Annotated in this window: 17 protein-coding genes; 6 read left to right on the top strand and 11 right to left on the bottom strand. The window is 68.9% G+C overall.

Annotation, left to right across the window (positions count from 1 at the left end; genetic code table 11):
- Window positions 1–26: 26 nt before the first annotated feature.
- On the bottom strand, window positions 27–1,331 hold the full coding sequence (locus RKE50_RS05985; RefSeq protein ID WP_350035143.1) for a cation:proton antiporter: 1,305 nt from the start codon (window positions 1,329–1,331) through the stop codon (window positions 27–29).
- Window positions 1,332–1,361: 30 nt separating this feature from the next.
- Between RKE50_RS05985 and RKE50_RS05980 the strand changes: the two genes are divergently transcribed.
- The 3 genes from RKE50_RS05980 to RKE50_RS05970 all read left to right on the top strand — a co-directional run bounded on the left by RKE50_RS05980 (window position 1,362) and on the right by RKE50_RS05970 (window position 5,168).
- Window positions 1,362–2,816, top strand: a complete 1,455-nt coding sequence (locus RKE50_RS05980; RefSeq protein ID WP_350035142.1) for a DUF2867 domain-containing protein — start codon at window positions 1,362–1,364, stop codon at window positions 2,814–2,816.
- A gap of 68 nt (window positions 2,817–2,884) precedes the next feature.
- Window positions 2,885–4,501, top strand: a complete 1,617-nt coding sequence (locus RKE50_RS05975; protein WP_350035141.1) for an FMN-binding glutamate synthase family protein — start codon at window positions 2,885–2,887, stop codon at window positions 4,499–4,501.
- 91 nt (window positions 4,502–4,592) lie between these two features.
- Window positions 4,593–5,168: a Tll0287-like domain-containing protein gene (locus tag RKE50_RS05970; protein WP_350035140.1), complete on the top strand. Its 576-nt coding sequence runs from the start codon at window positions 4,593–4,595 to the stop codon at window positions 5,166–5,168.
- A 4-nt stretch (window positions 5,169–5,172) separates the two neighbouring features.
- Here the strand turns inward: RKE50_RS05970 and RKE50_RS05965 are convergent, their stop codons facing one another.
- Window positions 5,173–6,570 (bottom strand): M20/M25/M40 family metallo-hydrolase, encoded by a 1,398-nt coding sequence (locus tag RKE50_RS05965; RefSeq protein WP_350035139.1) that lies wholly within the window; start codon window positions 6,568–6,570, stop codon window positions 5,173–5,175.
- Window positions 6,571–6,710: 140 nt separating this feature from the next.
- On the opposite strand from RKE50_RS05965, the gene RKE50_RS05960 reads away from it, so the two are divergent.
- Both RKE50_RS05960 and RKE50_RS05955 read left to right on the top strand, forming a co-directional pair.
- Window positions 6,711–8,489, top strand: a complete 1,779-nt coding sequence (locus RKE50_RS05960) for a WS/DGAT/MGAT family O-acyltransferase (RefSeq protein ID WP_350035137.1) — start codon at window positions 6,711–6,713, stop codon at window positions 8,487–8,489.
- The gene (locus RKE50_RS05955) at window positions 8,486–9,943 is read left to right on the top strand and encodes a helicase HerA-like domain-containing protein (RefSeq protein ID WP_350035136.1); all 1,458 of its coding nucleotides are present in this window, start codon (window positions 8,486–8,488) and stop codon (window positions 9,941–9,943) included. Before RKE50_RS05960 ends, RKE50_RS05955 begins: the two co-directional genes overlap by 4 nt.
- Window positions 9,944–9,965: 22 nt before the next feature.
- On the opposite strand, the gene RKE50_RS05950 is transcribed toward RKE50_RS05955, so the two are convergent.
- From RKE50_RS05950 to RKE50_RS05935, 4 genes are all read right to left on the bottom strand, one after another.
- Window positions 9,966–10,883 carry a DUF808 domain-containing protein gene (locus RKE50_RS05950; RefSeq protein ID WP_350035134.1) on the bottom strand — a complete coding sequence of 306 codons (918 nt, stop codon included), beginning with the start codon at window positions 10,881–10,883 and terminating at the stop codon, window positions 9,966–9,968.
- Between the two features lie 9 nt (window positions 10,884–10,892).
- The gene (gene ppk1 / locus RKE50_RS05945) at window positions 10,893–13,019 is read right to left on the bottom strand and encodes a polyphosphate kinase 1 (protein WP_350035132.1); all 2,127 of its coding nucleotides are present in this window, start codon (window positions 13,017–13,019) and stop codon (window positions 10,893–10,895) included.
- Window positions 13,020–13,117: 98 nt separating this feature from the next.
- A complete protein-coding gene (locus tag RKE50_RS05940) occupies window positions 13,118–13,993 on the bottom strand; it encodes a universal stress protein (RefSeq protein WP_350035130.1) in 876 nt (291 codons plus the stop codon).
- A gap of 59 nt (window positions 13,994–14,052) precedes the next feature.
- Window positions 14,053–14,880 carry an alpha/beta fold hydrolase gene (locus RKE50_RS05935; protein WP_350035128.1) on the bottom strand — a complete coding sequence of 276 codons (828 nt, stop codon included), beginning with the start codon at window positions 14,878–14,880 and terminating at the stop codon, window positions 14,053–14,055.
- A gap of 136 nt (window positions 14,881–15,016) precedes the next feature.
- Here RKE50_RS05935 and fghA point away from each other — a divergent pair, with 136 nt between their 5' ends.
- Window positions 15,017–15,859 carry an S-formylglutathione hydrolase gene (fghA, locus tag RKE50_RS05930; RefSeq protein WP_350036485.1) on the top strand — a complete coding sequence of 281 codons (843 nt, stop codon included), beginning with the start codon at window positions 15,017–15,019 and terminating at the stop codon, window positions 15,857–15,859.
- Between the two features lie 84 nt (window positions 15,860–15,943).
- Here fghA and RKE50_RS05925 read toward each other — a convergent pair whose 3' ends face one another.
- The 5 genes from RKE50_RS05925 to RKE50_RS05905 all read right to left on the bottom strand — a co-directional run bounded on the left by RKE50_RS05925 (window position 15,944) and on the right by RKE50_RS05905 (window position 18,611).
- Complete coding sequence (locus RKE50_RS05925; protein ID WP_350035127.1) at window positions 15,944–16,738, bottom strand: alpha/beta hydrolase; 795 nt, start codon at window positions 16,736–16,738, stop codon at window positions 15,944–15,946.
- A 169-nt stretch (window positions 16,739–16,907) separates the two neighbouring features.
- Complete coding sequence (locus RKE50_RS05920; RefSeq protein ID WP_350035126.1) at window positions 16,908–17,378, bottom strand: PspC domain-containing protein; 471 nt, start codon at window positions 17,376–17,378, stop codon at window positions 16,908–16,910.
- Window positions 17,375–17,638, bottom strand: a complete 264-nt coding sequence (gene pspB, locus RKE50_RS05915; RefSeq protein WP_350035125.1) for an envelope stress response membrane protein PspB — start codon at window positions 17,636–17,638, stop codon at window positions 17,375–17,377. The genes RKE50_RS05920 and pspB overlap by 4 nt, the downstream gene beginning before the upstream one ends.
- Window positions 17,639–17,685: 47 nt before the next feature.
- Complete coding sequence (gene pspA, locus RKE50_RS05910) at window positions 17,686–18,411, bottom strand: phage shock protein PspA (protein ID WP_350035124.1); 726 nt, start codon at window positions 18,409–18,411, stop codon at window positions 17,686–17,688.
- A 2-nt stretch (window positions 18,412–18,413) separates the two neighbouring features.
- Entirely contained in the window at window positions 18,414–18,611 is a 198-nt protein-coding gene (locus tag RKE50_RS05905; RefSeq protein WP_350035122.1) for a hypothetical protein, read from the bottom strand.
- Window positions 18,612–18,649 lie beyond the last annotated feature (38 nt).

Genomic DNA, 18,649 nt, shown 5'->3' with positions numbered 1-18,649 from the left:
CGCCTTTTTTCGTTTCCGCGCGGGACCTATTCCCTGCGCACTGCTGCGCCTCCACTGCCCGCGTCCGCCTCGTCCGCCAGCTCGGCCCGGTGTCCGTAGAGCCGGTAGAACAGCTTGATCCAGAAGGGTGAGAACAGGGTGGTGTAGGCGATCACGAGGACCATCGCGGCATAGCTGGCATCGTCGAAAACACCGGCGCTGCGGCCGAGCTCGGCGAAGATGAGCCCCACCTCCCCCCTCGGAACCATTGCCATGCCGATGGCGCTCTTCATCAGCCAGTGTTCCCGGAAGAGCAGGTAGCCGCCGGCGATCTTGCCGGCGATGGCCACGACGGCGAGCGAGAGCGAAAACAGCCAGACGAAGGCCGAGCCCCAGTCGACCTGGCGCAGGTCCAGGGAGAGACCCACGGTCACGAAGAAGATCGGCGTGAACAGCTGCACGATCGGCTTCATGTCCCGCTCCACCTCGTCCGCGAAGTCGCCGTCGCGGGCCAGGGCGGCGCCGAAGGGAAGAAAGAAGCGCCGGGACAGGGCGAGGCCGGCGGCAAAACCGCCGAGGAGCTCCGGCGCGCCGACCGCGTGCGCCATCCAGGCGAAGAGCAGTACGAGCGAAACGATCACCGTGGCCACGAGCCCCGGCATATCCGTAACGCGGCCGTAGCGGCTGATCACCGCGGACATCGCCTTGGCCGCCACGGGCGCGAGCACGAAGAACAGCCCCACAAACAGCGCGAGCCGGGACACGTTGGCCAGGGACAGGTCCCCGGAGCGGGAGAACTCGTAGAGCAGCGCCAGCAGGAGCACGCCGAGCACGTCGTCGATGACAGCGGCGCCGAGGACAACCTGCCCCTCGCGGCTGTCCTGGCGGCCGACGTCGCGCAGGATGCGCACCGTGACGCCGATACTGGTCGCGGTGAGCGCACCGCCGACAAACAGCGAAAGCAGCACGTCCAGCCCGAACAGGAAGCGGCAGAGCGCGTAGCCGAGGACGAAGGGCATGACGAAACCGCCGAGGGCGGCGACCACGGACTGGCGGCCAGAGCGCGCCAGGCGGTTGATGTCCGTTTCCAGGCCGACCTCGAAGAGCAGGAGAATGATGCCGATTTCCGCGAGCAGGCGGATGACCTCCGTCGCCTCGATCCAGCCCAGAACGCTCGGCCCGAGCACGATGCCGGCCACCAGTTCACCGATGACGCCGGGCGCACCGAAACGCGTGGCGATCTCCGCCGCGAGGCGGGCGGCCACCAAGATGAGGGCGAGCTGAAGGAAGAAAGCAGAGGCTTCCATGATCCGGCGGGCCTTGCGGGAGACACGGATAAAGTACGCTATCATCACGCGCTCCCGCCACCCCGGAGGAAACCCATGGAAGTCGCCGCTGCACCGGCGCGGGCGCTGGTCTTCGGCGCCAGCGGCTATATCGGCAGCAACCTCGTGCCTTTTCTCGTCCGCGCCGGCGTCCCCGTGCGCGCGGCGGCGCGCAGCTTCGAAGTGCTCGCCGCCCGCGGCTGGGACAAGGTGGAGCTGGTGCAGGCGGATGCGCTGCAACCGCAGACCCTGCGCACGGCGGTCGCCGGCATCGACACCGCCTACTACCTCGTCCACTCCATGGCGGCCGGCAACGCCTTCACCCGCCTCGATCTCGAAGCGGCGGCCAACTTCGCGGCAGCCGCGGCCGACGCCGGCGTGCGGCGCATCGTCTACCTCGGCGGGCTGCTGCCCGAGGACGCGAGCGGCGCGCACCTGGCCTCCCGTCGCGAGACCGGCGAGGTCCTGCGCCGCGGCCCGGTCCCGGTCACCGAGCTCCGCGCCGGGATCATCATCGGCCCGGGCTCTGCAGCCTTCGAGGTGATGCGCGACCTCACCCTGAACCTGCCGGTCATGATCACCCCCCGCTGGGTGCGCGCGAAGTCACCGCCCATCGCACTGGACAACCTCCTCGAGTACCTGCTCAAGGTGCCGCAGTTCGAGGAAACCGCCGGGGCGATCCTCGATGCCGCCGGTCCCGACTATCTCAGCTACACCGACATGATGCGCCTGGTCGCTGACGCGGCCGGCAAGCCGCGCCCGCGCATCATTCCCGTGCCGCTGCTGACGCCGGGGCTTTCCTCCTACTGGCTCGGGCTGACCACCGCCGTGCCCGTGGATATCGCCCGGGCCCTCATCGGCGGGCTCAGGCACGACTTTCCCGCCGACGACAGTGCGCTGCGGCGCCTCGTTCCGCAGCGCCTCCTCGGCGTGCGCGAGGCGATCGAGGCGGCCTTCGCGGCCGAGCGCCGCCATGCGGTCGCGGCGCGCTGGACCGAGGGCGCCTTCGCCCTGCGCGGCTACCGCCACGACACCGCTTTCTACGCCAAGCGCGCCGGCGGCACCGCGCTCGCCGCCGCGCCACCGGAGGCACTCTGGGACCAGCTTATCCGTATCGGCGGGCGCAATCGCTATTACTACATGAACTGGCTCTGGACCCTGCGCGAGCTGGTGGACTGGCTGGTGGGCGGCGCCGGGTTCAGCCGCGGCCGGCGCGACCCGGACGACCTGCGCCTGGGCGACGTGGTGGACTACTGGACCGTGATCGGCATCAACCCGCCGCGCCACCTGACGCTCTACTTCGGCATGAGAGCGCCGGGCGCAGGCGCGCTCGAATTCGAGCTCAAGCCGGAGGGCGCCGGCCGTACCCGGATCACGGTGAACGCCTACTGGCATCCGCGGGGCGTCTGGGGCCTGCTCTACTGGTACTCGCTGGTGCCCGCGCACCTGTTCCTGTTCCGCGGCTGGACCCGGGTCATCGCCCGCCGGGCAGAGGCCGCGGCAAGCGCCTGAGACCACTGGCGGGCGCCGCGCCATCCGGTACACTACGGCGCGGACCCGTCCCCCACCGAGGAGGCCCCATGGCCCGCACCCTGTTCTTCGCGCTGCATGCCCTCGCCCTGCTGGGCCTCTACGCCGCCGGCCTCGACAGCCTTTTCACCTGGCTGCTGTTCCTCGCGCTGCTCGGGACCTTCGCGCTGGGCCTTGCCGACCTCGCCCAGACCGAGCACAGCCTGCGCCGCAACTTTCCGCTCTTCGCCCGGGCCCGCTGGGTCGCCGAACACCTGCGCCCCTTCGTGCGCCAGTACCTGCTCGAATCCGACATGGATGGCGCACCGCTCAACCGCATGTTCCGCTCCATCGTCTACCAGCGCGCCAAGGGGGACCTAGACTCCGTGCCCTTCGGCACCCGGGTCGATACCGACCGCGAGGGCTACGAGTGGATCGGCCACTCCATCGCCGCGCTCAATATGAACGACCTCGATCGCAATCCGCGGGTACGCGTCGGCGGGCCCGACTGCGCCCGCCCCTACGATGCGTCCATCCTCAACATCTCCGCAATGAGCTTCGGCGCCCTCTCGGCCAATGCGGTGCGCGCCCTCAACAAGGGGGCCAGCATCGGTGGTTTCTACCAGAACACCGGCGAGGGCGGCCTTTCCGACTACCACCGTGCCTACGGCGGCGACCTTACCTGGCAGATCGGTACCGGCTATTTCGGCTGCCGCAACCCGGACGGATCCTTCTCGCCGGAGCGGTTCGCCGACACCGCGGCCCTCGATGCGGTGCGCATGATCGAGGTAAAGCTGTCCCAGGGCGCCAAACCCGGCCATGGCGGCATCCTGCCGGCGAGCAAGAACGACGAGGTGATCGCGCGCATCCGCGGCGTCGAGCCGCACACCGAGGTGGTATCGCCCTCGGCGCATACGGCCTTCGACTCGCCGCGCGGGCTACTCGAGTTCGTCGCCCGCCTGCGCACCCTGGCGGGCGGCAAGCCGGTCGGTTTCAAGCTGTGCGTGGGGCGGCAGAGCGAGTTCATCGCCATCTGCAAGGCCATGGTGGAGACGGGCATCAAGCCGGACTTCATCACCGTGGACGGCGGCGAGGGGGGCACCGGGGCCGCGCCCCTGGAGTACAGCAACTCCGTCGGCATGCCGCTTCGCGACGGCCTGGCGTTCGTGGTCGACTGTCTCATCGGCTTCGGCCTGCGCGACGATATCCGCGTCATCGCCTCCGGCAAGCTCATCACCGCGTTTCACCTGGCCAAGGTCCTCGCCCTGGGTGCCGATCTCTGCAACAGTGCCCGCGGCATGATGCTGGCGCTCGGCTGCGTGCAATCGCTGGTGTGCAACACCAACCGCTGCCCCACCGGCGTGACCACGCAGGACCCGCGGCTGACCCGCGGCCTCGACGTGGAAGACAAGGGCGAGCGCGTGGCGCGCTACCATCACGAAACGGTACACGCCCTGCTCGACATCGTCTCCTCCGCCGGCCTGCGCGCCCCCGGCGAGCTGAATCGCTCGCACATCTACCGCCGCGTCGACCCGGAGCGGGTTGCCCGCTACGACGCGCTCTACCCCTACCCCGGTGTCGGCGACTTCCTGCGCCACCCGGCCCAGGGGCCCTACGCGCCCTTTATCGAGGAGGCGAACAGCGACTGCTTCCTGCCGCGCAGCTACGTGTTCGCCGGCGAGGCCTGAAGACGCCACAGCGCTCCGCCCTTGCGCTGGATCAAGGTCAGCTGCCGTCCATTGTATTAGCTTTAGCTAATATGCTTGATGGAGGCATCTCATGAAACGCTGTCACCTTGTCACTGCTCTCGCGGCCTGCCTTGCGGCTACCGCCCCGTCCCTGGCCGGGGACACCGATCCGCGCCAGGCCGAGGCGAGGACGCTGGTCAAGCGCTTCGTCGGCACCGTGAAGCCGCTGCTGGCCTCGACGATCCAGGAACGGGGCCCCGTTGCGGCCATCGAGATCTGCGCCGAGCAGGCGCCCGCGCTGGCGGACCAGCTGAGTGAGGAGACCGGCTGGTCCGTGGGCCGGGTCAGCCTGAAGCCGCGCAACGCGGAGCGCGCGCAGCCGGACGCCTGGGAACGGGAGCAGCTGGAACGCTTTGCCGCCCGCGCCGCCGACGGCGAGCCCGGGCCGATGCTGAACCACGGCGAGGTCGTCGACGGCCGCTACCGCTACATGCAGGCGCAGCCGGTGGGCGGTGTCTGCCTCGTCTGCCACGGCGAGAGCATCGAGCCGGCCGTGGCCGAGGCGATCAGGGCGTACTACCCGGACGACCGCGCCACCGGTTATCAACTCGGCGAGATCCGCGGCGCCATCACGCTGATAGCGCCGGCGGAACACGCCGGCCCCTGAGGCCTCAGGGCCCGGTGAGTTCCCGGATGATGATCGACCAGTGGTCCAGGGCGTCATAGAACGCCTTGACCGGCACGCGCTCGTTGAGGCCGTGGGCGTACATCTCGTCCGGGTTCATGAAGATGCCGCTCACGCCCCAGGTGGGAACGCCGGCGTTGCGGAAATGCATGCCGTCGGTACCGCCTGATTCCATGTAGGTGACCATGTCGAGGCCCGGGTAGCGGCTGTGCACGGCCTTGCTGACAGCGGCGAGCACATCCGCGCGCATCTCCGAGATGGGGCTTTCCGTCGGCTCGCCGAGAAGCCTGAACTCGGCGTCCGGGTTGGCGACCGCCGCCTTGAGTTCCGCCTCGATCTCCGCGACGGAGATACCGGGAAAGATGCGGCAGTTCACCGTGGCCGTGGCAGACTGCGGCAGCGCGTTCTCGGCGTGACCGGCGTCGAGCATCGTGACCACGCAGGTCGTGCGCGTGGTGCCCACGTAGGACGGCTCCCGGCGCAGCCGCTCGGCGGCTTCTGCGTCCCCCGGATCGTAGGCGAAGCGCAGCATGGCGTCGCCCAGCTCTCCTCCCAGCTTCTCGCCCACCTTCTGGAAGTAGGCCAGGGTCATCTCCGTCCAGCGTACCGGGAAGCGATGCGCCTCGATCGCCTTCACCGCGCTCGCCAGTTCATAGATCGCGTTGTCGTCCCGGGGCCGGCTGCTGTGGCCGCCGGGGTTGCGCACGGTGACCTCCCAGGTAGCGTAGGTCTTCTCCGCGGCCTGCACGTTGTAGCTGATGGCGCGCCCGTCGGCGGAGAGGTCGCCGCCGCCGGCATCGGAGTTGAGGGCGAATTCCGCCTCTACGAGCTCGGGCATCTCGTAGGCCATCATGCGTGTCGTCACCATGCCGCTCTCCTCGTCCCCGGAAAACGCCAGGATGAGATCGCGGTCGGGTACGAAGCCTTCCTCGCGGAGGCGAAGGAAGGTACTCGTCAGCTGCGCCACGCCGAACTTATTGTCGATGGTGCCGCGGGCATAGAAGTTCGTCTCGTCCCGGGTGAGTTCGAAGGGCGGCCGCTCCCAGTCCTTCGCGTAGGCCTCCACGACATCCATGTGCCCGAGGAACAGGATCGGTTTCTTCCCGGCAGAGCCGTCGCCCCGGTAGGTCACGATGAGGCTCGCGAAGCTGTCCTTCGGCACCACGCGGACATCCTCCGCCGGGAAGCCTGCCTCGAGAAACAGGTCCGCGAGGTAGCGCGCCACCCGGGGCGTATTGCCCGTTGTCTTCGAGGTGTCCACCTCGACGATATGGCGGTAGATCTCCAGGGTGCGCCGGGCGTGTTCGCCGGGCACCGTCTCGGCGCCGGCCGCGGCGCCGGCGGCGGCCGTGCAGAGCGCGAGCGCGAGGAGCAGGGTCTTCATTGTCGTTGTCTCCAGACGGGTCCATGGGGGGGTGCCCGGCGCCGCTGCCACCGGCCGGGGCAGTGCGCGATGCTGTGGCGCAGGACGGCCATTCCGGTACACTGCGGCCAAGCATAACAGTAACGAGGCAAGGAGCCCCCATGCGTCGCATTGACCTGACCAGTGCCGGTTTTCTCCTGCTGGAGAAGCGCGAGACGCCCATGCACGTGGGCGGCATCAACCTGTTCACGCTGCCCGACGGCGCATCGGAGCACGAGTTTCTCGGTGACCTCCGGGAGCTCTTGCGTGATACCACGGCGTTCCGCAGGCCCTTCGGCGAGTACGTTGTCACGGGCAAGACCGGTCTCTATTGGGAGAAGGACGAGCACATCGATCTCGATTATCACGTGCGCCATTCAGCCCTGCCCGCGCCCGGGCGCTACCGGGAGCTCTTCGCCCTCGCCTCGCGGCTGCATACCACGCTTCTCGATCGTACCCGGCCTCTGTGGGAACTGCATCTCATCGAAGGCCTGCAGAACCGGCAGTTCGCCGTGTACAACAAGATCCACCACGCCGCCATCGATGGCGTCGGCGCCATGCACCTGACACGGAGCATGTGCTCCGAGGACCCGGCGGAACGCATCGACTACGGTCCCTTCTCCCTGGAGGCCTACGAAATCTACAAGGAACTGCGCTTCGGCTCGCGCAGCAAGCCGCAGCCACCAAGACAGAACGAGCTGCGCAACGTGGTCGATGCGATCAAGCACCAGTACGACTCCTCCATGCACCTGGTCACCGCGATGCGGCGCTTCGGCGCCGCCTTCGTCGGCCGCGGCGGCAACCTCGCCGTACCCTGGCACAACGTGCCCAAGACCACGCTGAATACCCGGGTCTCCGGCGCCCGCCGCTTTGTCGCCCAGTCCTTCGAGTTCCAGCGCGTGCGGGCGGTGGGCAAGGCTATGGACGCAACGGTGAACGACGTGGTGCTGGCCATGTGCTCCGGCGCGCTGCGCCGCTACCTGCTGACGCGCGACGAGCTGCCCAGGCACTCGCTGAAGGCGATGGCACCGGTCTCCCTGCGCGAGGAAACGGACCTCGACTCCACCAACGCCGTGGGCTTCATTACCGCGGACCTCGCGACCAACGTCTACGACCCGGAGAAGCGGCTGCGCACGATCCAGGATTCGATGCGCGCGGGGAAAGACCTGCTGCGCTCCCTGTCCTCCCGCGAGGCGGCCCTGTTCATGCAGCTTACCCAGGTCCCGGCGCTGCTTACCTCGGTCCTCGGCCTGGCGTCCCGCTACCCGGCCTTCAGCACGGTGGTATCCAACGTGCCGGGCCCGCGGGAGCGGCTGTACTGGAACGGCGCCCGCCTGGACGGCCTCTACCCGGCCTCCATCGTCTTCGACGGCTTTGCCATGAACATCACCATGGTCAGCTACGTCGACAAGCTGGACTTCGGCATCGTGGCCTGCCGCCGCTCCCTGCCGCAGGTGCAGCGCATGATCGACCACCTCGAGGACGCGCTCGCCGAGCTCGAGCTGGTGGCGGGCACGGCAGCCGCCCCGGCGCGCAGCCGCCCGGCACGGGGCCGCGGTACGAGGCGGCCGGCTCGCCAGGGCGCCGGCATCAGGCCGAAGCTCGCTGCCAGCGACAAGGCCCCCGCGAAGTCCCGTGCCGCCGCGAAGAAGAGCGCAACGCCGAAGAAGGCGCCCTCGAAGCGGGCCGCCGCGAGCAAGGCACCGGCGAAAAAGGCCGCAGCGAAAAAAGCGGCTGCAGGGAGCGCGGCCCCGAAGAAGGCAGCTGCGAAGAAAGCCACCCCGAAAACAGCAGCGAAGAAAAAAGCGGCACCGAAGAAAGTCACCCCGAAGAAGGCCGGCTCGAAGAACGTCACTCCGAAGAAGGCGGCGGGCAAGCGCCGCGCCGGGAGCGCCCAGTGAGCGACCACCTGCTGCTCGGCGGCGCGGCCGGCAGCCAGGTCAAGCTCGCGCTGCGCTACGCCAACCGGCACGGCCTGGTGGCCGGCGCCACGGGCACCGGGAAAACCGTCACGCTGCAGTGTCTCGCCGAGGGCTTCTCGGATGCCGGCGTCCCGGTGTTCCTCGCGGACGTCAAGGGCGACCTCTCCGGGCTGGCCAGCGCCGGCAGCAGCTCGACCGCGGTCGAAGAGCGCGTGGCGCACATCGGCATGGACGGCTTTCACCCGCGACCCTACCCGGTCGCCTTCTGGGATCTGTTCGGCGAGCGCGGCGTTTCCGTGCGCACCACCGTCACCGAGATGGGCCCGCAGCTCCTGGCGCGCCTGCTGGAACTCAACGATACCCAGGAAGGCGTGCTCACACTGCTGTTCGAGGTCGCCGACGACGAGGGGCTGCTCCTGGTCGACCTCGCAGACCTGCGCACCGGTCTCGCCTACCTCGCCGAGCACGCCGGCGAAATCTCCGGCACGGTCCGCGTCGCGCGCAGTTCCGTGGATGCGATTCTCCGCCGCCTGCTGGTGCTGGAGCGGGCCGGCGGCGACCGCTTTTTCGGCGAGCCGGCCCTGGCCCTCGATGACCTCATGCAGTGCGCGCGCGACGGCCGCGGGGTGGTCAATATCCTTGCTGCGGAAACACTCATCGACAACCCGCGCGCCTACGCGATGTTCCTGCTCTGGCTCCTTGCCGAACTGTTCGAGACGCTGCCGGAAGTCGGGGACCCGGACAGGCCCGTCCTGGTCTTCTTCTTCGACGAGGCGCACCTGCTCTTCCGCGACGCACCATCGGTGCTGCTGGAAAAAGTGGAACAGGTCGTGCGCCTGATCCGCTCGAAGGGCGTCGGCGTCTGGTTCGTCACCCAAAGCCCCGCCGACATTCCCGACCCGGTCCTCGCCCAGCTCGGCAACCGCGTCCAGCACGCGCTGCGTGCCTACACGCCGAAGGAGCGACGCGCCGTGCGGGTGGCGGCCGAGTCATTCCGGCCGAACCCGGCCCTCGACACCGCGGCGGTCATCGGCGAACTCGGCGTCGGCGAGGCACTGGTTTCCACCCTGGGGCCGAAGGCGGTACCGACGCCCGTAGAGCGCGTCCTGCTGCGGCCGCCCTACTCCCGCATGGGCCCGCTCGGCGACGCGGAACGCGCGGCGCTGGTGGCGGCGGACCCGAACCAGCGCCGCTACGCGCAGGCGGTCGACCCGCGTTCGGCCCACGAGATCCTGCGCGAGCGCATGGAGAAGGCACGCCGGGATGCCGAGGCGGGCCCGGCACAGACACCGGCGCGCAAACGCCAGCCGCGCAGCCGGGAGAGCGCCGGGGAGGCTTTCGTGAAGAGCGTGGCACGGAGCCTGGGTTCGGCGACCGGCCGGCGCCTCGGCGAGCGGCTGCTCCGCGGCGTCCTGGGTTCCCTACTTAAATAAATCAGTAGCTTAAAGAATTAGTTTAATGTAATTTCTTGCCGATGAACCGCTGTCCGGCCGCCACCACGGCAAGCACGAGGAAACCCGCGACGACGCCCAGCAGGGCCCCGGCCAGCAGCGGACCGAGCAGTTCGCCCGCCGGGCCGAAAGGCGCGGCTGCCTCGACCACCGCGTGTTCGAGCGCAGGGGCGCTGTGCAGCAGGATGCCCCCGCCGACCATGAACATCGCGGCCGTACCGACGACGCCCAGGGCCCTCATGAGCCAGGGCGCAAACGCCAGCAACCCTCGCCCGAGGAGCTGCAGGGGCGCGGACCCGCGTTCCGCCAGGTAGAGGCCCGCATCGTCCAGCTTGACGATCGCCGCGACCAGCCCGTAGACACCCACGGTCATGATCAGCGCGATCGCGGAGAGCACGCCGACCTGCGTCGCCAGGGCCTCGTCGGCGACGATACCCAGGGTGATGACGATAATCTCCGCGGAGAGGATGAAATCGGTGCGCACGGCGCCGCGGATCTTGTCGCGCTCCACCTGCCGCGGGTCCGCCGCCGGGTCCGCCAGCCGCTCGACCAGTTCCCGGTGCGCCTGCTCCTTGCTTTCCCGCGAGGCCGCGACGGCGTGCCAGAGCTTCTCACCGCCCTCGTAGCAGAGGAACAGCCCCCCGCAGACCAGGAGCGGCGCGATCGTCCAGGGCGCAAAGGTCGCGAGAACCATCGCCGCGGGCACCAGGATCACCTTGTTGCGCAGGGACCCCACGGCGACCGCCCAGACCACGGGAAGCTCCCGGTGCGCCCGCACACCGGTGACTTTCTCCGCGTTGACCGCGAGATCGTCGCCGAGGACCCCGGCGGTCTTCTTCGCCGCCACCTTGGACATGACCGAGACGTCGTCGAGGATCGTCGCGATGTCGTCGAGAAGAACGAGGAGACTGCTGCCCGCCACGGCGTCGCCTCAGCCGCGCCGCGGCGCCGGGAGCATGTTCGAACGCGGGTAGCGCGGGCGCTTGCCCGTCGCGAGGTAGCGCTGGATCGCCTCCTGCGAGCGCAGGGCCACCGCTTTCTTGCGCCGGGCGACAAACTGGTTTTTCTGCAGCGGATCGAGAATCCGCGCCTTCTGGTTGTCGTGCCACTGCATGTCCAGCACATCCTGCAGCACGCGCTGCGCATCGGCATCGAAGATGGGCACCAGCACTTCCACGCGGTAATCGAGGTTGCGCGTCATCAGGTCCGCCGACCCGATGTAATAACGCGGCTTGCCACGGTTGTAGAACACGTAGACCCGCGGGTGCTCGAGGTAGCGGTCGACGATGCTGATGCCCTCGATATTGTCCGAGCGGCCGGGCACACCCGGCAGCAGGGAACACATGCCCCGGATGATCAGGCGCACCTCCACGCCCGCCTCGCTCGCTTCATAGAGCTTCAGCGACAGCTGCTTGTCGACGAGATTGTTGCACTTCACGGTGATCGCAGCGCGATGCCCCTTGCGGGCGTTACGGATCTCCGCTTCGATCATGTCGATGATCGCCGGCCGGGTGGTGTGCGGCGATACGAGCAGCAGGCGGTACTCGGGGCGCTTGTAGGTGTACTTGAGAAACTCGAAGACGTTGGCGACATCCTCGCCGATGGTCTGGTCGTAGGTGAGCAGCGTGAAGTCCGTGTACAGCCGCGCGGTCTTCTCGTTGAAATTGCCGGTGCCGATGTGGCTGTAGTAGCGCAGCCCGCCCGGCTCACGGCGCTCGATGAGCAGCAGCTTGCTGTGCACCTTCAGGCCCGGGATGCCGAAGATGACCTCGATGCCGCCCTCGGTGAGGCGCTGGGCCCAGTTGATGTTCGCCGCCTCGTCGAAGCGCGCGGCGAGCTCGACCACGGCGCGCACGCGCTTGCCGTTGGCCACGGCATTGAGCAGCGCGTCGACCACCCGGGACTCGCTGGCCACCCGGTAGAGGCAGATCTTGATGGATTCCACCGCGGGGTCCAGGGCCGCCGTCTTGAGCAGGTCGATGACGTAGTCGAAGGGGTGATACGGGTAGTAGAGCAGGATGTCCTGCTCGCGGATGTTCTCGAAGATGCTGTTGGCGGCGTCCAGCTCGGGCACGCGTACCGCGGGCAGCGGCTTCAGCTCGAGGTACTTCGGCCCCACCCGGGGAAAGCTCATGAAATCCTTGGAGTTGTGGTAGCGGCCGCCGGGGATCAGGCTGTCGTAGTTGCCGAGATCGAAGCGGGCGACCAGGAAGTCGAGCAGGTGCCGGGGCATGTCGCCGTCGTACACGAAGCGTACCGGGTCGGCGCGCTGGCGCTGCTTGAGGCTCATGGCCATCTTCTCGATGAGGCTCTCGGTAATGCCCGCATCGAGCTCGATCTCCGCGTCCCGGGAAAACTTGAAGCAGTAGGCGGAGGCCTCCTCGATGGGCAGAATGCCGCGGAACATCTGCGGCAGGCAGGCGCGAATCACGTTGTCGAGAGCGATGAAAACGCGCCCGCTCTTGCCCTTGCGCCGGGGAATCTCGACGAAGCGGTTGAGCCGGTCCGTCGGCACCTCGACCACGGCATAGGTGTGCCGGTCCGCGGCAACGAGGTCGATGGCGAGGTAGAGCGACTCGTCGTTGAGCACGGGAATCGCCTGGCCCTCGTAGAAGAGGATCGGGTCCAGCTCCGGCAGTACCTTGATGGTGAAGTAGTTCTGCACGAACTCGGCCTGGTTGGGCTCCAGCTGGCGCTCGTTGATCATGTAGATGCGCCGGCGCTGCAGCGCCTTCATGACCTCGTTGTAGACACGCTCGAAGTCGCGCTGGGACGCGACCACCGAGTCCTGGATTGCCGCGAGCAGGTCCTTGGCCTGCTGCCGCGTGGACCCGCGGGAGACGGAGATGAGCCGGCGCACCTCGGCCACGCGCACGCGGAAGAATTCGTCCAGGTTGTTGGAGAAGATACCGAGGTAGCGCAGCCGCTGGATCTCGGGCACCGTCGGGTCGGCGGCCTCCTGCAGCACGCGGTCATTGAAGCGGAGCCAGGACAGCTCCCGGGGCATGAAGAGTTTCTCGTCGAGGTCCGCTAGGCGCGGCTGGATGGGGCTGGTCATGGTGCTCCTGTCCTGCTGCCACCGGGCCAATCCCGGCTTCGCACGTCAATATGACAGGAACGGCGGGGCCCTTCCACCGCGCCCCGCCGACGCCAACCTCAGGTGCCAGGCTTCAGCGCCACCACGTCCGTGTTGAGGGTCTGCAGGACCGCCTCCGCCGTGTTGCCGAGGAGCTTGGCCTTGACGCCGGTGCGACCGACCGTGCCCATGACCACGAGCTGGGCGCGCGAGCGCGCCGCCTCGGAGGTGATCACCTTGGCCACAGGGCCGCGCTTGGTGCGGAAGGCTTTTTCCGGGATGCCGTGGGCTTCGGCGAGCTTGCTGATGCGCGGCTGCATCGCTTCACGCTGCTCCTTTGCGTAGCTGTCCGGGTCGACGATGTCGAGATCCGCCAGCAGCGTCGGGATCTCGATGGCGGCGATGATGCGCAGCTCCACGCCGAGCGCATCGGCGTAGGACTTCGCCCGCGCGAGCACCGCGTCGTTGAGCTCCTGCTTGGTGCGCGAGCGGGTACCGAGATCCAGCGTCGCCAGCACCGGCTTGGTGCGGCTCCACTTCTTCTCGGCGGCAATGAGCACGGGAGCCGGGCATTCCCGGAGCAGGTGCCAGTCCGTCGAGGTGTAGGTGAAGGTGCCGCTGCGGTTGCCGGTCTTGACCACGAGGTCGTACTTACCGCCGGCGCAGCGCTTGCTGATCCACTCGTGGATATCCTTCATCCAGACCACGCGCAGGGACACGTCCTGCCCGGGCCGCGCGTGGCTGTCGATGCGCTCGCGCAGGGCCAGCTCACGCTGGTCGAGGAGTTGCCGCTTGAGCTTCTCCTGCTCCGCCTTGTCGCCGGTGAGCCGGCGCAGGGAGGCATAGGCGAAGGCGACCACGTCGACACTGTGGCCCAGCTTGTGGGCCAGCTCCAGGCCCCGTGGCGTAGCGACGCACTTGTCGTCAAGATCGGCAATGACCAGCAGCTTTCCCATGATGACCTCGTCCGGGGGATTTGCGCCCATTATAGACGGCGCAAACGCCGAGGCCAGCCTCAGCGGTGGGCGCGGGCGAGAAAGTCGAGCACCCGCTGCGCCGCCTGCGCCGGGTGCTCCAGGGGGAACAGGTGGCCGCCCGGGCAGCTGTGCAGCGCCGCCGTCGGCTGCAGCCGCCTCCAGCGCAGGAACATCGACTTCGTGAGCGTGTCCGAGTGCTCGCCGCGCAGGCCGAGCGTCGGCAGGCGCAGGCGTGCCAGCCGCGGCCAGACCAGCGGCGCGCTGGCGTAGATCGCCGCCTCCCAGGCCGCGGGAAAGGCCAGCTCGACGCCGCCACCCGCCGCGGGCTTGCAGCTCGCCGCCACGTAGTCGGCCAGGGCCTCGTCGTCGAAGCCGCGAAAGGCCCGCTTGCCCCGGTAGAAGTCGAAAGCCGCTTCCTCGTCGGCGAAGTGCTGCGGCCGCCCCAGGGTACGGCGGATCATGGGCATGCGCTCGAGGCGCCGCCGCGGCGTCAGGCGGGTCGCCAGCACGAGGCGCGTGGGCAGGAACACCGGGTCCATGAGCAGCAGGCCGCGGAAGCGCTCCGCCTCGCGGCCGGCGGCGAGCAGGCCGATGGTCCCGCCCATGCTGTGGCCGAGGAGCCAGGGACGCTCGAGGCCCGTCGCCCGGGCCGTGTCGAGCAGGTCCTCGGCAAACGCCGACCAGCGCAGCCGCCCCGCCGGCGGCTCGGGCGCGCCCCAGAGCGGCCGGTGGCGCACGGCGACCACGCGGCAGCTGCCCGTGAGCCGCTCGAGAAACTGCCGGTAGCTGGCGGGCGGATAGCCGTTGGCGTGGGCGAAGAGCACCGGTGTGCCCTCCCCGCCGAAATCCTCGATGCGTTCGTCCATGTCCCCTCCGCGCAGTGCGCTGCAAGGGTACTCGAAGCGCGCCGGGCGGGCAGCCCTCGAAATCGACCCCGGGCTGCGTATACTGCCGCGACAGCCACGCATCCCACGCCCGTATCGCAAGGAGACCCCCATGGCCCTGGAAACGCTAGCCGCCAGCCGCTGTTTCGACGGAGAGCAGCTGCGCCTGCGCCACGCCTCCACCGCCCTCGACTGCAGCATGACGTTTTCCGTCTACCTGCCGCCGCAGGCAAACGCGGGGCCGGTACCGGTGCTGTACTGGCTATCGGGCCTCACCTGCACGGACGAGAACTTCGTCACCAAGGCCGGGGCCCAGCGCTACGCCGCCGAGGCCGGCATCGCCCTGGTCGCGCCGGATACCAGCCCCCGCGGAGACGGCGTGCCCGACGACGCGGAGGGCGCCTGGGACTTCGGCCTCGGCGCGGGCTTCTACGTGAATGCCACCGAGGCGCCCTGGCGCGACCACTACCACATGTACGACTACGTCGTGCACGAGCTCCCCGCGCTGGTGGCCGCGGAGTTTCCGCTGCGCGATGGCCCGGCAGCGATTGCGGGGCACTCCATGGGCGGCCACGGCGCGCTGGTGGCGGGGCTGAGAAACCCGGAGCGCTACGCGAGCATCTCGGCCTTTGCGCCGATCTGCGCACCCTCCCGTTGCCCCTGGGGCCAGAAAGCCCTCGGCAACTATCTCGGTGAAGACACGGCGCTGTGGCGCAGCTGGGATGCCGAGGCGCTGCTCCGGGACGGCGCGACGGCGCGCCCGCTGCTCGTGGACCAGGGCGAGGCCGACGGCTTTCTCGCCGAGCAGCTGATGCCCGAGCGCCTCGAGGCGGCCTGTGCCGATGCCGGCATCGAGGCGACCCTGCGCCGCCAGCCGGGCTACGACCACAGCTACTACTTCATAGCCAGCTTCGTCGGCGAGCACATCGCCTTCCACGCGGAGCGGCTCGCCGGAGCCTGAGGCGTGACGGGCGAGCGCGGGAAACTACTCTCACGAAGCGTGTAGCGGGGAGCGACCGGGCGGCGTGAGCGTCGCTCGCCCGGGCTAGCGGCAGGCGGGATAGAGCAGCCAGGCCCACTCGCGGGGCCGGAACGGGCGCCAGTCGTCCGCGGGCTGGGCGAGACGCTCGGCGACGAGGAACCAGATCGCGGGGTTCAGGGTCATGCCGCAGTGACTGCCGCGCACCTGGATGCTCTGCGTCTGCGCATGCGCCGCCTCCGCCACCTGTCGCGCCGTGCGCCAGTTGCAGATGCCGTCCCCCTTGGAATAGACCGCCGTCGTCGGTACCGGTGGCGCCGTCGGCAGCACGGTTTCCGGGATCGGCAGATCGTCCCGCGGGTTCAGGCTCGCGAAGAGCCGCGCCGGGTAGGAGCCGGTCCAGCGCCCCTCACCGAAGGGGCTGCCGAGGGAGATCACCTGGCGAACGCTCGCCGACAGCTCCCGCGCCAGCTCCCGGGCGAAAATGCCGCCCAGGCTGTGGCCGACGAGAGAGATCGGTCCGCCGTAGCGCGAGGCGAGGAACGCGACCCGTTCGACCAGCGCCTCGAGCACGCCGTCCCGGGGCCCGAGGTTGCGGCCCTGCGCCCAGCCGTGCACGGCGTAGCCCTGGCGCGTGAGATAACGGCGGAAGGCCGCGTTGTAGCCGTCGGAACCGAGAAATCCGGGCAGGATCATCACCGGGTGTCCGTCGCCGGCCGGCGCGCTGGCGAGCAGGCCGCGGGCGAGGCGCAGGGAGAGCACCTCGAGCACCACGCGGTGCGCCTCGGTCAGCGCCAGCAGCGGATGCGGCGGCGGGACATTGCTGTCGACCGGTGGCCGGGGCCGGCCCCCGGTCGGCATGGACTGGGCAAGCGCCTGGTTCAGCCTGGACCTCCTGCACGGTGTGCGGGGCGCTTCTTGCGGGAAGCGGAATATCGTTATGAGCAGGGAGCATAGCGCACGCGGGCTGCCCCGGAAAGGTAGCCTCGCGCGCGGTGCAGGGGACCCGCAGCGGCACCGCGGGGCGGCCTCAGAGGCGGGAAAACGCCTTGTTCAGCTGGTAGCGTCGCGAAGTGACATGACGCTCCATGTCCTCGACCCGGCGCAGGGCCGCGTCGAGCCGCTCCTGGGCCCGCTCGAGACGCACGCTGGCGCTCTCGCTGTAGCGGAACGGGTGCTGCGGGCGGTAATCGTGGCGGCGCTCGTCGTACTCCATGGGGCGCTGCGGCGACGGCTCGTCGACGCCCTCGCCGGGGATCGAGCCGCGCGGCCGCGGCGCCAGCAGCAGCCAGCCGGCCAGGTAGGCCCACAGCGCCAGCGTACCGGTGAACAGGAACGCGGCGATAAACAGCAGGCGTACCACCCAGTGGGCGACATCCCAGTAGTCGGCAATGCCTGCGCAGACGCCGGCCAAGCGGCTGCGGCGGGTGTTGCGGTAAAGGTCCATGCCCCAGCCTGCACGCTTGCGCGCGCCGAAGCTCCGTGGGTCCCTGTGGCTCATGATGAGGCCTCCTTTCTGCGACCGCGGCCGTCCTGCTGCCGCCAGTCGGGTTGTTCGTCGTCCAGGATCGATTCCAGGGTAGCGATCCGCTCCGTCAGCCGGTCCACGGTCACCAGCATATCCTCGATCCGCTGCCGGTCCTCCTCATTGAGGCTGCGGCTGGAGCGGTTGACGCTGCGGTAGTGCATGACGATCCAGATCGGCGCCACCACCACCATGAACAGCACGGTGGGGACGAATAGGAATTCCCAGTAGTCCATTGATCGATCCTGTGGTCGTGAGTGTCTTCAAGGGTATACCAGCCGGCCTAGGCCTTCCCCCCGGTCTCCCCGCTCTGTCCGCCCTCCTGGCCGTCGCCGGCCCGGCCCTCGCCGCGGACCTCGCGGCGCAGCCGCGCCAGCTCCTCGTTCAGGCGCTCGTCCTGCTGCAGGGCGTCGATCTCCGCGGCGAGACCGGGGGAGACGTCCCGGCCCATGTCCATGACGTCGAGCTGGCTCTCGAGGTTGTCCATGCGACGCTCGAAGTGCTCGAAGCGGGTGAAGGCGTCGTCCAGGGCCTCGCGATGCACCTGCCGCTTGACCTTGATGCGCGACTCCACGGTCGCATTGCGCATGACCAGCGTTTTCTGCTTCGCCTTGGCGTCCGAGAGCTTCTGCTGCAGCTGGCCGATTTCCTCGTTGAGGTGCGCGACGTGCTCGTCCGTGGCGGCGAGCTCCGCATCCACGGCGCCGATCTCCTCTTCGAGCTCGCGCTTTTCCTGCAGCGCCGCCCGGGCGAGATCCTCCCGGCCCTTGCGGATCGCAAGCCTGGCTTTCTCTTCCCAGCCGCCGGCCTCGCCGCGCAGCTGCTCGAGCCGGCGGGCCGCCTGCTTGCGGTCGGCGATGACCCGCGCGGAGGAGCTGCGCACCTCCACGAGCGTGTCCTCCATTTCCTGGATGATGAGCCGGATCATCTTCTCCGGATCTTCCGCCCGGTCCAGCAGCGAGTTGATGTTGGAGTTGATGATATCGGTCATGCGGGAAAAAATGCCCATGGTCAGTCTCCTGTGCCTGAACGGGACCCGTTACCATCGCAGCCATCCCCGGGGGCGCCGAGGAGATTGATCGCCTCGATCACGACCACTACCTGCAGCAGCGTCAGCAGGCCCGCGGAGGGGCCGGTGATGCTGGCGATGGCGGCAGCGATGAGCGCCAGCGCCAGGTAGATGAGCAGTCGATCGGGGCGTGCCTGCAAGGTCCTGGGTCCTTTTTCATGTGCGGGCCGGGGTATCC

The organism is Pseudohaliea sp., assembly GCF_040217025.1.
In the GTDB taxonomy this organism is placed as follows: Bacteria; Pseudomonadota; Gammaproteobacteria; order Pseudomonadales; family Halieaceae; genus Pseudohaliea.
This window is presented reverse-complemented; position numbering and strand designations above follow the sequence as displayed.